The organism is Stenotrophomonas panacihumi, from assembly GCF_001431645.1.
GTDB classification, from domain to species: domain Bacteria; phylum Pseudomonadota; class Gammaproteobacteria; order Xanthomonadales; family Xanthomonadaceae; genus Stenotrophomonas_A; species Stenotrophomonas_A panacihumi.
The window spans coordinates 1-13,250 of the sequence record NZ_LLXU01000067.1 but is presented as its reverse complement, the minus strand read 5'-3'; the positions used below and the strand labels follow the sequence as shown (position 1 = coordinate 13,250).

10 protein-coding genes and 1 tRNA gene are annotated in these 13,250 nt (G+C 67.1%); all 11 read left to right on the top strand.

Going from position 1 to position 13,250, the window contains the following annotated elements; translation table 11 throughout:
* Positions 1–19 precede the first annotated feature (19 nt).
* The 11 genes from ARC20_RS07170 to pnp all read left to right on the top strand — a co-directional run bounded on the left by ARC20_RS07170 (position 20) and on the right by pnp (position 13,120).
* Positions 20–1,525 (top strand): NADH-quinone oxidoreductase subunit M, encoded by a 1,506-nt coding sequence (locus ARC20_RS07170; protein WP_057646096.1) that lies wholly within the window; start codon positions 20–22, stop codon positions 1,523–1,525.
* A 34-nt stretch (positions 1,526–1,559) separates the two neighbouring features.
* A complete protein-coding gene (nuoN, locus tag ARC20_RS07165; protein ID WP_057646142.1) occupies positions 1,560–3,020 on the top strand; it encodes an NADH-quinone oxidoreductase subunit NuoN in 1,461 nt (486 codons plus the stop codon).
* Between the two features lie 67 nt (positions 3,021–3,087).
* Positions 3,088–3,164: transfer RNA gene (locus ARC20_RS07160), tRNA-Met, on the top strand.
* 195 nt (positions 3,165–3,359) lie between these two features.
* On the top strand, positions 3,360–3,770 hold the full coding sequence (locus ARC20_RS07155; protein ID WP_057646095.1) for a CBS domain-containing protein: 411 nt from the start codon (positions 3,360–3,362) through the stop codon (positions 3,768–3,770).
* Between the two features lie 331 nt (positions 3,771–4,101).
* Positions 4,102–4,692 (top strand): ribosome maturation factor RimP, encoded by a 591-nt coding sequence (gene rimP / locus ARC20_RS07150; protein WP_057646094.1) that lies wholly within the window; start codon positions 4,102–4,104, stop codon positions 4,690–4,692.
* 4 nt (positions 4,693–4,696) lie between these two features.
* Positions 4,697–6,208 carry a transcription termination factor NusA gene (nusA, locus tag ARC20_RS07145; protein WP_057646093.1) on the top strand — a complete coding sequence of 504 codons (1,512 nt, stop codon included), beginning with the start codon at positions 4,697–4,699 and terminating at the stop codon, positions 6,206–6,208.
* 95 nt (positions 6,209–6,303) lie between these two features.
* Entirely contained in the window at positions 6,304–9,069 is a 2,766-nt protein-coding gene (infB, locus tag ARC20_RS07140; RefSeq protein ID WP_057646092.1) for a translation initiation factor IF-2, read from the top strand.
* Between the two features lie 76 nt (positions 9,070–9,145).
* Positions 9,146–9,514, top strand: coding sequence for a 30S ribosome-binding factor RbfA (rbfA, locus tag ARC20_RS07135; protein WP_057646091.1), 369 nt, complete (start codon positions 9,146–9,148; stop codon positions 9,512–9,514).
* Between the two features lie 33 nt (positions 9,515–9,547).
* Positions 9,548–10,450: a tRNA pseudouridine(55) synthase TruB gene (gene truB / locus ARC20_RS07130; RefSeq protein WP_057646090.1), complete on the top strand. Its 903-nt coding sequence runs from the start codon at positions 9,548–9,550 to the stop codon at positions 10,448–10,450.
* A gap of 164 nt (positions 10,451–10,614) precedes the next feature.
* Positions 10,615–10,875: a 30S ribosomal protein S15 gene (gene rpsO / locus ARC20_RS07125; RefSeq protein WP_057646089.1), complete on the top strand. Its 261-nt coding sequence runs from the start codon at positions 10,615–10,617 to the stop codon at positions 10,873–10,875.
* A gap of 142 nt (positions 10,876–11,017) precedes the next feature.
* Positions 11,018–13,120 carry a polyribonucleotide nucleotidyltransferase gene (gene pnp, locus ARC20_RS07120; RefSeq protein ID WP_057646088.1) on the top strand — a complete coding sequence of 701 codons (2,103 nt, stop codon included), beginning with the start codon at positions 11,018–11,020 and terminating at the stop codon, positions 13,118–13,120.
* Positions 13,121–13,250: the final 130 nt, after the last annotated feature.

Genomic DNA, 13,250 nt, shown 5'->3' with positions numbered 1-13,250 from the left:
CCTGTACGGATAAGAAGACGTGTCGAACTGGCCCCTATTGAGTGTCCTGATCTGGCTGCCGATCCTCGGCGGTGCCCTGATCCTCGCCCTGCGCAACGCACAGGCCGCCCGCTGGGCGTCCCTGGTCGTCGCGGTGGTGACCCTGCTGATCAGCCTGCCGCTGCTCACCGGTTATGACCGCAGCAGCGATGCGCTGCAGTTCGTCGAGCTGCATGCCTGGATCCCGGCGTACAACATCGGCTACAACCTGGGCGTGGACGGCATCGCCATCGCGCTGATCGTGCTGACCACCCTGGTCACGGTGCTGGCCCTGGTCGGCGCGTGGGGCGTGATCGAGAAGCGCGTCAACCAGTACGTGGCGGCCTTCCTAATCCTGGAAGGCGTGACCGTGGGCATCTTCGCGGCAACCGACGCGATGCTGTTCTACGTGTTCTTCGAAGCCATGCTGATCCCGATGTTCCTGATCATCGGCGTGTGGGGCGGCCCGCGCCGCATCTACGCCGCGATCAAGTTCTTCCTGTACACCTTCCTCGGCTCGGTGCTGATGCTGGTGGCGCTGATCTACCTGTACCTGAAGGGCGGCAGCTTCCAGCTCGCCGACCTGTACGCGATGCAGCTGACCGCCAAGGAACAGACCTGGATCTTCTTCGCCTTCATGATCGCCTTCGCGGTCAAGGTGCCGATGTTCCCGGTGCACACCTGGCTGCCGGACGCGCACGTGGAAGCGCCGACCGCCGGTTCGGTGATCCTGGCCGCCATCGCGCTGAAGATCGGTGGCTACGGCTTCCTGCGCTTCAACCTGCCGATCGTGCCGGACGCCAGCAACCACTTCGCGTGGGTGGTGATCGCGCTGTCGCTGATCGCGGTGATCTACGTCGGCCTGGTCGCCCTGGTGCAGGACGACATGAAGAAGCTGGTGGCTTATTCGTCGATCGCCCACATGGGCTTCGTCACCCTCGGCACGTTCATCGCCTTCACCCTGGTGCGTGACTACGGCAGCGTCGACGCCGCCCGCCTGGGCCTGCAGGGCGCGATGGTGCAGATGATCTCGCACGGCTTCGTCTCCGGCGCGATGTTCACCTGCATCGGCGTGCTGTACGACCGCATGCATACCCGCCGCATCGCCGATTACGGCGGCGTGGTGAACGTGATGCCGTGGTTCGCCACCTTCGCCATGCTGTTCTACATGGCCAACGCGGGCCTGCCGGGCACCAGCGGCTTCGTCGGCGAGTTCATGGTGATCATGGCCAGCTTCCAGAAGCATCCGTTCATCGCGTTCGGCGCGGCCACCACGCTGGTGATCACCGCCGCCTACACGCTGTGGCTCTACAAGCGCGTGTTCTTCGGCGAGGTCGCCAATGCCCACGTGGCCGAGCTGAAGGACATCAATGGCCGCGAGGCGTTCGTGCTCGGCGTGTTCGCCATCGGCGTGCTGGCCCTGGGCATCTATCCCAAGCCGCTGACCGACCTGATGGAGCCGTCGATCGCGAAGCTGGCGACCCAGATCGCCGTCAGCAAGCTCTGACGGGCCGTCGCAAGAAATTGAACCAGGAATGATGATGACCACGCCAACGCCCCTGTCGTTGACCACTGCCGACCTGGCGCCGCTCGCACCCGAACTGGTGCTGATCGGTGGCGCCTTCGCCCTGCTGATGATCGACCTGTTCGTCAGCCAGCGGCACAAGGTCTGGACCCACCTGATCTCGGTCGCGATCCTCGCCATCGTGCTGGCGATGCTGGCCACCGGCGTGGGCGGGCAGGGCGAGATCTTCAACGGCATGTTCGTGCGCGACACCGCCGCGGACGTGATGAAGACCGTGATCGTGCTGGTCAGCGGCCTGACGCTGGTCTACGGCTGGAGCTACCTGCGCGAGCGCAGCCTGTTCCAGGGCGAGATCCCGGTGCTGGTGCTGTTCGCCACCGCGGGCATGATGATCCTGGTCTCGGCCGGCAGCCTGCTGATGGTGTACCTGGGCCTGGAACTGCTCGCGCTGTGTTCGTACGCGCTGGTCGCCTCGAACCGCGACAACGGCCTGGCCACCGAGGCGGCGATGAAGTACATCGTGCTCGGCTCGCTGGCCTCGGGCCTGCTGCTGTACGGCATGTCGCTAATCTACGGCGCGACCGGCACGCTGAGCCTGGCCGGCATCCATGACGCCATCGACGGCTCGCCCGAGCGCCTGCTGCTGCTTACCGGCACGGTCTTCATGATCGCCGGCGTGGCCTTCAAGCTGGGCGCCGCGCCGTTCCACATGTGGCTGCCCGACGTGTACCAGGGCGCCCCGGCGCCGATCGCGCTGTTCATCAGCTCGGCACCGAAGCTGGCCGCGTTCGGCATGGCTTACCGCCTGCTGGAAATGGGCATGGGCCCGTTGTCGCCGCAGTGGAGCCTGCTGATCGGTGCGCTGTCGGCGCTGTCGCTGGTGATCGGCAACCTGATGGCGATCGCGCAGAGCAACCTCAAACGCATGCTGGCTTACTCGACCGTCTCGCACATCGGCTTCCTGCTGATGGGCGTGGCCGGTGGCGACGAGCGCGGTTATTCGGCCGCGATGTTCTATGCCGTGAGCTACGCGATCATGTCGACCGCTTCGTTCGGCGCGATCATCGCGCTGTCGCGCAGCGGCTTCGAGGCCGAGAACATCGACGACTTCAAGGGCCTGAACGCCCGCAACCCGTGGATGGCCGGCCTGGTGCTGTGCATCATGGCGTCGCTTGCCGGTATCCCGCCGTTCCTGGGCTTCTGGACCAAGCTGGCCGTGCTCGGCGCGGCGGTGCAGGGCCACATGCTGTGGCTGGCGATCCTCGGCGTGATTTGCGCGGTGATCGGTGCGTACTACTACCTGCGCGTCATCAAGGTGATGTACTTCGACGAACCGGTCGGCGAGCCGTTGCCGGCGAACAACGACCGCGTGCTCGGCGTGGTGCTCGGCGTCAACGCGCTCGCACTGCTCGCGCTGGGCGTGGCGTGGAATCCGATCATGGTCTGGTGCCAGCGCGCGTTCGAGCATCTGGCCTGATTAATGCGAAAAAACGCTGCAGGGGGTTGCAATAGTTCTCCTGTATCGTCATAATCTCTTTCTCTGCTGCGGGGTGGAGCAGTCTGGCAGCTCGTCGGGCTCATAACCCGAAGGTCGCAGGTTCAAATCCTGCCCCCGCTACCACATAAGCATCCCGGCGTTCGCGACGGGTTCGCAGTAGAAAAAACGAAGCGGCGGATCCGGAAACGGATCCGCCGTTTTCGTTTGCATCGGTTTCCACGGGCGGCTTCAGCAACGTCGCGGCAGCGCTCACGGTTCGCTCATGCGGCGCAAACCTTTCGCCTTGCACGCTGCGCACTCCTTCGAGGGAGTCTGGCGATGATCATCGAGAACATCATGAGCCGCGACGTGCAGACCGTGCGTCCGGACCAATCGCTGCGCGAAGCCGCGCAGACCATGCGCACGCTCAACATCGGCAGCCTGCCGGTGCGCGACCACGACCGCCTGGTGGGCATGCTCACCGATCGCGACATCGTCGTGCGCGGCGTGGCCGAAGGCGGGGTGGAAGGCCGCACGGTGAGCGAGGTGATGTCGCCGGCGGTGAAGTACTGCTATGCCAGCGACGACGTGCAGGACATCGCGCGCAACATGGCCAGCCTGGAAGTGCGCAGGTTGCCGGTGGTCGATGCGGACAAGCGGCTGGTCGGCATCGTGTCGCTTGCCAACATGGTGCATTCCGAACCCGCGGCGGCGGCCGTGATGTCCCAGGGCGTCGCCACGCCGCATTGAGGCGCGCCCACCGCCGGTGGCAAGCCGCCCGGGCTTGCTCGCCAGCCCCGAGGGTTGCCACGGCAGGGGGTACGCCGTAACATACCGGGCTCTTGCGGAAAGCGTTTCAGGGTCGGCGCCATGGGCCTCCGACCGGGACCCGGCTTCCGTTGGCGGACCCCGATCGGCCCGGCAGGGCGCAGGTCGCTGGATCCGAAGTCGTGGCAGCCATGTTCCCGCCGCCACGCCGGCCCCTAGAGGCCGGGCACACTCGCAAGGGGCCCATGGGGCCCCTTGTTGTTTCCCGGGACTGGATTTCCACCCGGTCCGTACCCATTAACCGAGGGCAGCTGTGAGCGACAAGGCTACTGAAATCGCCGAACTGCTGGCACCCACCGTCGAGGCGCTGGGGCTGGAGCTGCTGGGCGCCGAGTACCTGCCGGCCCCCGGCAGCGCGACGTTGCGCCTGTACATCGACGTGCCGCTGGCCGAACAGCCCGAGCGCGTGGTCAACATCGACGACTGCGAGCGCGTGAGCCGTGAAGTCTCCGCCCAGCTCGACGTCGAGGATCCGATCAGCGGCAATTACACGCTGGAAGTGTCCTCGCCGGGCGTGGACCGCCCGCTGTTCACCCTGGACCAGTTCGCCCGCCACGTCGGCGAGTCGGCGAAGGTCGGCCTGAAGCTGCCGCAGAACAACCGCCGCCGCCTGCAGGGCGTGATCGTGCGGGTCGATGCCGAAGCGGGCCAGGTGGTCTTCGAGGTCGAAGGCACCGAGATCGCGGTGGCGTTCGACAACATCGACAAGGCGCGGATCCTGCCGGACTGGGTCGCGCTGGGGCTGGCCCCGCAAAAACCGAACAAGCCGGGCCCGAAGAAGGCGGGCCAGGGCACCAAGAAACCATCCAACGAGTCGGCGGCAAAGAAGCCGCGCGCGGAGTGACCAAATGAGCAAGGAACTTTTGCTGGTAGTGGACGCGGTGGCCAATGAAAAAGGCGTGCCGCGTGAAGTGATCTTCGACGCGATCGAGGCCGCGCTGGCTTCGGCTGCGAAGAAGCGCTACCCCGACCAGGACGTGCTGGCCCGCGTGTCGATCGACCACAAGGACGGCAGCTACGAAACCTTCCGCCGCTGGGAAGTCGTCGCCGACGACGTCGTGATGGATTCGCCGGACCGGCAGATCCGCATGATGGACGCCGTGGACGAAGCCGACGGCGTGGAGATTGGCGACTTCATCGAAGAGCAGATCGAAAACCCCGATTTCGGCCGCATTGCCGCCCAGGCCGCCAAGCAGGTCATCGTCCAGCGCGTGCGCGAGGCCGAGCGCCAGCAGGTGGTGGATGCGTGGAGCGACCGCGTGGGCGAGCTGATCACCGGCGTGGTCAAGCGCGCCGAGCGCGGCAACATCTACGTCGACCTCGGCGGCAACGCCGAAGGCTTCATCCCGAAGGACAAGGGCATTCCGCGCGACGTGCTGCGCGCCGGTGACCGCGTGCGCGGCTACCTGGCCGAAGTGCGTTCGGAGCCGCGTGGCCCGCAGCTGTTCATCAGCCGCGCCGCGCCGGAATTCATGATCGAACTGTTCAAGCTCGAAGTGCCGGAAGTCGGCCAGGGCCTGGTCGAGATCAAGGGCTGCGCCCGCGATCCGGGTGACCGCGCCAAGATCGCCGTCATCGCCCACGACGCGCGCACCGATCCGATCGGCGCGTGCATCGGCATGCGCGGTTCGCGCGTGCAGGCCGTGTCCAACGAGCTCAACGGCGAGCGCGTGGACATCGTGCTGTGGAACGAGAACCCGGCCAACTTCGTCATCAACGCGATGGCGCCGGCCGAGGTGCAGTCGATCATCGTCGACGAAGAGAAGCACTCGATGGACCTGGCCGTGGCCGAAGACCGCCTCGCCCAGGCGATCGGCAAGGGCGGCCAGAACGTGCGCCTGGCCAGCCGCCTGACCGGCTGGCAGCTCAACGTGATGACCGCCGACCAGGTGCAGGCCAAGAGCGAGGCCGAGCAGGCCACCGCCCGCCAGCTGTTCATGGACAAGCTGGAAGTGGACGAGGAAATCGCCGGCATCCTGGTCGCAGAGGGCTTCAGCACGGTCGAGGAAATCGCCTATGTGCCGGTTGGCGAGCTGCTGGCGGTGGAGGGCTTCGACGAGGACATCGTCGAGGAACTGCGCGCCCGCGCCCGCGACGCCCTGCTCAATGCCGCCCTGGCCGAGGAAGAAGGCCTGGACGAGCACCAGCCCGCCGAGGACCTGCTGGCCCTCAAGGGCATGGACGAAGCCACCGCGTATGCCCTGGCCGCCAATGGCGTGCGTACCAGCGAGGACCTGTCGGACCTGGCTGCCGACGAAGTCGTCGATTTCGGCATCGAAGGGCTGACCGCCGAGCGCGCCGCCGCGCTGATCCTGGCGGCCCGCGCCGAGGAGATCGCCCGCTTGGAGCGCGGCGAATGAGCCGGCGATGAAACCCGCCCTGAGCCGCTCAGGGCTTAGAATCTGCGCTTCCCTTGCTCTGGGCGAGGGGGCGCCAACCAGATCATAGGATCCGAATGTCGCAGCAAACCACCATCCGCAAGCTTGCCGAACTGGTCAACACGCCGGTCGAGAAACTGCTGGAACAGCTGGCCACGGCCGGTATGAAGTTCAGCGGTCCCGACCAGGTCGTGACCAGCACCGAGAAGATGAAGCTGCTCGGCTTCCTGCGCCGCACGCACGGCAAGTCCGAAGCGTCGGCCGAATCGGTGGGCGAAGCGCCGAAGAAGATCACCCTGAACCGGCGCAAGGTCGAGGAAGTGACGGTCAGCGCGGGCCGCAGCAAGACCACGGTCAACGTCGAAGTCCGCCAGAAGCGTACCTACGTGAAGGCGGCCGAGGCCGAAGCGCCGGAAGCTCCGCGCGCCGCGCCGGCCGCCCCCGCCGCGCCTGTCGCCGAAGCGCCTGTCGCGCCTGCGGCCCCGGTGGCGCCGGTCGCCGCGCCGCCGCGCAACCCGGCGCCTGCCGCGCCGATCGATCCGGAGCGCGCCGAGATCCTGCGCAAGCTGGAAGCGTCGCGCGCGCGCAATCTCGCCGAGCAGCAGGCGCTGGCCGAGGTCGACCGCAAGCGTGCCGAAGAAAACGAGCGCAAGCGCCAGGAAGCCCAGGCCGAGCGTGATCGCGTGGAAGCCGAGCGCAAGGCCGCCGAGGCTGCCGCGCGCAGCGGCGGCGCAACCGCCGATGCAGGCAGCGCCGCGCCGGCACGCCCCGCGCGTCCGGCACCGGCCGCGCCGCGTGCCCCGGTCGCCGCGCGTCCGGCCGCACCGCGCGCCGATGATCGCAACAACAATGCCGCGCGCCACAAGACCCGTGGCTCGCACGCCATGGTGGCGGGCGTGGAGGACGACGACGCGACCAAGCGTTTCGCCGGCCAGCTGCACCTGTCGGCCGCCGATCGCGCGCGCCGTTCCAACGTGCGTGGCAAGCCCAAGCCGACCGGCGGTCGCCGCGGCTTCGAGCAGCAGCGTGGCGGTGGCGGCGGTGGCAGTGGCCCGCATGGCTTCGAGCGTCCGACCGCCCCGGTCGTGCGCGAGATCGCCATCGGCGAGACCATCACCGTGGCCGACCTGGCGCAGAAGCTCGCGCTGAAGGGCGGCGACGTGGTGAAGGCGCTGTTCAAGATGGGCGTGATGGCCACCATCACCCAGAGCATCGACCACGACACCGCGGTGCTGATCACCGAAGAGCTCGGCCACAAGGCCGTGCGTGCCGACAGCAACGACTTCGAAGACGCGCTGCTGGCGCATTCGGAAGAAGTGCAGGGCGAAGCGCGTCCGCGTCCGCCGGTGGTCACCATCATGGGCCACGTCGACCACGGCAAGACCTCGCTGCTGGATTACATCCGCCGCACCAAGATCGCCTCGGGCGAAGCCGGCGGCATCACCCAGCACATCGGCGCCTACCACGTCGAAACCCCGAAGGGCGTCATCAGCTTCCTCGACACCCCGGGCCACGCCGCATTCACCTCGATGCGCGCCCGCGGCGCCAAGCTGACCGACATCGTGGTGCTGGTCGTGGCGGCAGACGATGGCGTCATGCCGCAGACCAAGGAAGCCGTGCAGCACGCCAAGGCTGCCGGTGTCCCGCTGATCGTGGCGGTCAACAAGATGGACAAGTCCGACGCCGATCCGCTGCGCGTGAAGAACGAGCTGCTGAGCCAGGACGTGGTCGCCGAAGAGTTCGGTGGCGATACCCAGTTCGTCGAAGTCTCGGCCAAGACCGGCCTGGGCATCGACACGCTGCTGGACGCCATCTCGCTGCAGGCCGAAGTGCTCGAACTGAAGGCGGTGCCGGATGGCCGCGCCAGCGGTACGGTCATCGAGTCCTCGCTGGACAAGGGCCGTGGCCCGGTCGCCACCGTGCTGGTGCAGCAGGGCCAGCTGAAGAAGGGCGATTACCTGGTCTGCGGCATCCAGTACGGCCGCGTGCGCGCGCTGTTTGACGAAACCGGCAAGCAGCCGGATTTCGCCGGCCCGTCGATCCCGGTGCAGGTGCTCGGCCTGTCGGGCGTGCCGGACGCCGGCGACGACTTCGTCGTGGTCGAGGACGAGCGCCTGGCCAAGGACGTCGCGCAGCAGCGTGAAGCCAAGCGTCGCGAAACCCGCCTGGTCTCCTCCGCGGGCAACCGCATGGAAGACATCCTGGCGCAGATGGGCAAGGGTGAAGGCCAGCAGGTGCTGAACCTGGTGATCAAGGCCGACGTGCAGGGTTCGGTGCAGGCCCTGAGCCAGGCGCTGGTCGCGTTGTCCAACGACGACATCCGCATCAACGTGATCCACGCCGGCGTGGGTGGCATCACCGAGTCGGACGCCAACTCGGCGGTCGCCTCCAAGGCCACGGTCATCGGCTTCAACGTGCGTGCCGACGCCTCGGCGCGCAAGATCATCGAAGCCAACGGCGTGGACCTGCGCTACTTCTCGATCATCTATGACGTGATCGACCAGGTGAAGCAGGTTGCTTCGGGCCTGCTGGGCGTGGAGATCCGCGAGGAGATCATCGGTATCGCCGAGGTCCGCGACGTGTTCCGCAGCTCGAAGTTCGGCGCGGTGGCGGGCTGCATGATCGTCGAGGGCGTGGTCAAGCGCTCCAAGCCGATCCGCGTGCTGCGCGACAGCGTGGTGGTGTTCGAAGGCGAACTGGAATCGCTGCGCCGCTTCAAGGAAAACGTGGAAGAGGTCCGCAACGGTACCGAGTGCGGTATCGGCGTGAAGGCCTACAACGACGTCAAGGTTGGCGACCAGATCGAGTGCTTCGAGCGCATCGAAGTGCCGCGCACCCTGTAAGACCTGTTCCGGGGCCCGTCATCGGCGGGCCCCGGATCCACCTGCAACCCCGCAACAGAAGAAGAATCCCAAGCTCGTGCCGACCAAGTCCTTCCACCGCACCGATCGCGTTTCCGCCCAGCTCCGCCGCGAGCTCGGCACCCTCGTGCACGTCGCCGTGCGCGAACACGGGCTGCCGTCGGTGAGCGTGTCCGATGTCGAGGTCACCCGCGACCTGGCCCATGCCAAGGTCTTCGTCACCGCCCTGCAGCCGGAACGTTCGGTCGAGGCGATGAAGGGGCTGAAGGAACTCGCGCGCGAGCTGCGCATGCAGCTGGCTCGTGCGATGAAGCTGCGGCACGTGCCGGAGCTGCATTTCCATTACGACGATTCGGTCGATCGCGGCGAGCGCATCGACAACCTGCTGCGCGATTTGCCGACGGCGCCGGCCGACGACGAGTCCTGATGGCTCGGCGCTTCCGGCGCCGATGAGCATTCCATGTCGAAGATTCCCTTCCGTCGCCTCGACGGCATCCTGCTGCTCGACAAGCCCGCCGGCCTGAGCTCCAACCAGGCGCTGCAGGCCGCGCGCCGGCTGCTGCGGGCGGAGAAGGGCGGCCATACTGGCGCGCTCGACCCCCTGGCCACGGGCCTGCTGCCGCTGTGCTTCGGCGAGGCGACCAAGATCGCCGGCCTGCTGCTCGGCTCGGCGAAGGCCTATGACGCCGACGTGGTGCTGGGCGTCACCACCGATACCGACGACGCCGATGGCGTGCCGCTGCGCGAGCGTCCGGTGCCGGTGCTCGACGAAGCGGCCATCGCCGCGGCGCTGGTACCGTTCACCGGTCGCATCCGCCAGCGCGCCCCGATCTACTCGGCCCTCAAGCAGGGCGGGGAGCCGCTGTACGCCAAGGCCCGCCGCGGCGAGGCCATCGAGGCGCCCGAGCGCGAGGTCGAGGTGCATGCGGTGGAGATCCTGGGGCTGGACGGCCCCCACCTGCGCCTGCGGGTGACCTGCGGGTCGGGCACCTACATCCGCAGCCTGGCGCGCGACCTGGGCGAGTCCCTGGGTTGCGGCGCGCATATCGCCGGCCTGCGGCGCCTGTGGGTCGAGCCGTTCCGGTCCCCGGAGATGTTCACGCTGGAGGCGCTGGAGGCCCGTCTGGCCGCCGGTGAGCCGGCCGAAGGCCTGCTCCTGCCGCTGGCCGCCGGGCTGGCCGACTACCCGCGCATCGACCTGGCCGAGGAGCCGGCCCGGCGCTTTCGCATGGGCCAGCGGCTGCGCGACCCGGCTTTCCCGGCCGGTGAAGTGGTCGTGTTCGGGCCCGACGGCCAGCCCTCCGGGCTGGGCAGGGTGGACGCCGAGGGTTTGCTGGCGCCGCAGCGCCTGTTCAATGCCTGAACCCGCGGTTCGTGCGCCGACCTTGTTCGCGGCGGCCCCGGCCGGTACAATTTCGCGGCCTTTTCGGGCATCTGGCGCCTCGCGCCCATTCCATCAGCAAACGGCGAGTCAGGCGGTGCGCAGCGTGCGTTCCTGCCGACCCCGCATCTACCAGAGAAAACATCATGTCGATCGACACCCAGAAGGTCATTGAAGACAACAAGCGCAGCGCCGCCGATACCGGCTCCCCGGAAGTGCAGGTCGCCCTGCTGACCGCCCGCATCGAGCAGCTGACCGGCCACTTCAAGACCCACAAGAAGGACCACCACAGCCGCCGCGGCCTGCTGCAGATGGTCAACCGCCGTCGCAGCCTGCTCGACTACCTGAAGAAGAAGGACGGCGAGCGTTACAAGTCCCTGATCGAGAAGCTCGGCCTGCGCCGCTGATCGAACCCCTACCGCGGCGCAGTGATGCGCCGCGGTTTCGTTTTGCGTGACCCCGAATTCGGGCCGGGCTGCCGGCCACCCATCCTTGGCAAGGGCCGGGGATGGTCCATCCGAAGAAAGCTACATTCCCAAGGAAACCCCCGTGGCAAAAATCACCAAAACCTTCCAGTACGGCAAGCACACCGTCACGCTTGAGACGGGCGAGATCGCCCGCCAGGCCGGTGGCGCCGTCATCGTCAAGATGGACGACACCGTACTGCTGGTCACCGCCGTCGCCGCCAAGAGCGCGCGCGAAGGCCAGGACTTCTTCCCGCTGACGGTCGATTACCAGGAGAAGTTCTACGCCGGCGGCCGCATCCCGGGTGGCTTCTTCAAGCGCGAAGGCCGTGCGACCGAGAAGGAGACGCTGATCTCCCGCCTGATCGACCGCCCGATCCGCCCGCTGTTCCCGGAGGACTACAAGAACGAAGTCCAGATCATCGCCACCCTGATGTCGCTGAACCCGGAAGTGGACGGCGACATCCCGGCGATGATCGGTGCCTCGGCGGCGCTGGCGCTGGCCGGCACCCCGTTCATGGGCCCGATCGGCGCGGCCAAGGTCGGCTACAAGAACGGTGAGTACATCCTCAACCCGACCGCCACCGAGCTGAAGGAATCGCAGCTGGAGCTGGTGGTCGCCGGTACCTCCAACGCCGTGCTGATGGTGGAATCGGAAGCCGAGCTGCTGTCCGAAGACGTGATGCTGGGCGCGGTCACCTTCGGCCACCGCGAGCTGCAGAAGGTCATCAACGCGATCAACGAGCTGACCGTGGAAGCCGGCACCAAGCCGAGCGACTGGGTGGCCCCGGCCAAGAACGACGCGCTGATCTCCGCGCTGAAGGAAGCCATCGGCCCGCGCCTGGGCGAAGCCTTCCAGGTCCGCGACAAGCTGCAGCGCCGTGACGCCATCTCGGCGATCAAGAAGGACGTGGTCGAGTCGCTGGCTGGCCGCGTGGCCGCCGAGGGCTGGAATTCGGCCGAGCTGTCGAAGGAGTTCGGCGAGCTGGAATACCGCACCATGCGCGACTCGGTGCTCGACACCAAGGTCCGCATCGACGGCCGTGCGCTGGACACCGTCCGCCCGATCGCCGTGAAGACCAGCGTGCTGCCGCGCACCCACGGCTCGGCGCTGTTCACCCGCGGCGAGACGCAGGCCATCGTGACCATCACGCTGGGCACCGCGCGCGACGGCCAGGTGATCGATGCGGTCGCCGGCGAGTACAAGGAAAACTTCCTGTTCCATTACAACTTCCCGCCCTACTCGGTGGGTGAGTGCGGCCGTTTTGGCGCGCCGAAGCGTCGCGAGATCGGCCACGGCCGCCTGGCCAAGCGCGGCGTGCTGGCCGTGATGCCGACCATCGAAGCCTTCCCGTACACCATTCGCGTGGTGTCGGAAATCACCGAGTCCAACGGTTCCTCGTCGATGGCGTCGGTGTGCGGCTCGTCGCTGGCGCTGATGGATGCCGGCGTGCCGGTGAAGGCCCCGGTGGCGGGTATCGCCATGGGCCTGGTGAAGGAAGGCGATCGCTTCGTGGTGCTGTCCGACATCCTGGGTGACGAAGATCACCTGGGCGACATGGACTTCAAGGTGGCCGGTACTGCCGAGGGCATTTCCGCCCTGCAGATGGACATCAAGATCGAAGGCATCACCGAAGAAATCATGAAGCAGGCCCTGCAGCAGGCCAAGGCTGGCCGCCTGCACATCCTGGGCGAGATGTCCCACGGCCTGACCACGCCGCGTTCGGAGCTGTCCGACTACGCGCCGCGCCTGCTGACGATCAAGATCCACCCGGACAAGATCCGCGAAGTGATCGGCAAGGGTGGCTCGACCATCCAGGCCATCACCAAGGAAACCGGCACGCAGATCGACATCCAGGACGACGGCACCATCGTCATCGCCTCGGTCAACGCGATCGCCGCGCAGGCGGCCAAGTCGCGCATCGAGCAGATCACCTCGGACGTCGAGCCGGGCCGCATCTACGAAGGCAAGGTCGCCAAGATCATGGACTTCGGTGCGTTCGTGACCATCCTGCCGGGCAAGGACGGCCTGGTGCACGTGTCGCAGATCTCCAGCGAGCGCGTGGAGAAGGTCGGCGACAAGCTGAAGGAAGGCGATCTGGTCAAGGTCAAGGTGCTGGAAGTCGACAAGCAGGGCCGTATCCGCCTGTCGATCAAGGCTGTCGAGGAAGAGGGCGCTGGCGAGTAATCGCGGGTTCCTTTGACTTACGAGAAAAGCGGGCTTCGGCCCGCTTTTTTTGTGGGTGCTTGTTTTTGCGGGGGCGTCCTTGGCTTCGGCCCGTTGCCGGGGCAGGCGCTCAGGCGGGCGGCGGCCATGC

Bases quoted from the DNA above. Each gene is read 5' to 3' on its own strand.
- truB (WP_057646090.1), top strand. From the start codon at position 9,548: ATGTCGAAGATTCCCTTCCGTCGCCTCGACGGCATCCTGCTGCTCGAC.
- ARC20_RS07155 (WP_057646095.1), top strand. From the start codon at position 3,360: ATGATCATCGAGAACATCATGAGCCGCGACGTGCAGACCGTGCGTCCG.
- nuoN (WP_057646142.1), top strand. From the start codon at position 1,560: ATGACCACGCCAACGCCCCTGTCGTTGACCACTGCCGACCTGGCGCCG.
- infB (WP_057646092.1), top strand. From the start codon at position 6,304: ATGTCGCAGCAAACCACCATCCGCAAGCTTGCCGAACTGGTCAACACG.
- nusA (WP_057646093.1), top strand. From the start codon at position 4,697: ATGAGCAAGGAACTTTTGCTGGTAGTGGACGCGGTGGCCAATGAAAAA.
- rpsO (WP_057646089.1), top strand. From the start codon at position 10,615: ATGTCGATCGACACCCAGAAGGTCATTGAAGACAACAAGCGCAGCGCC.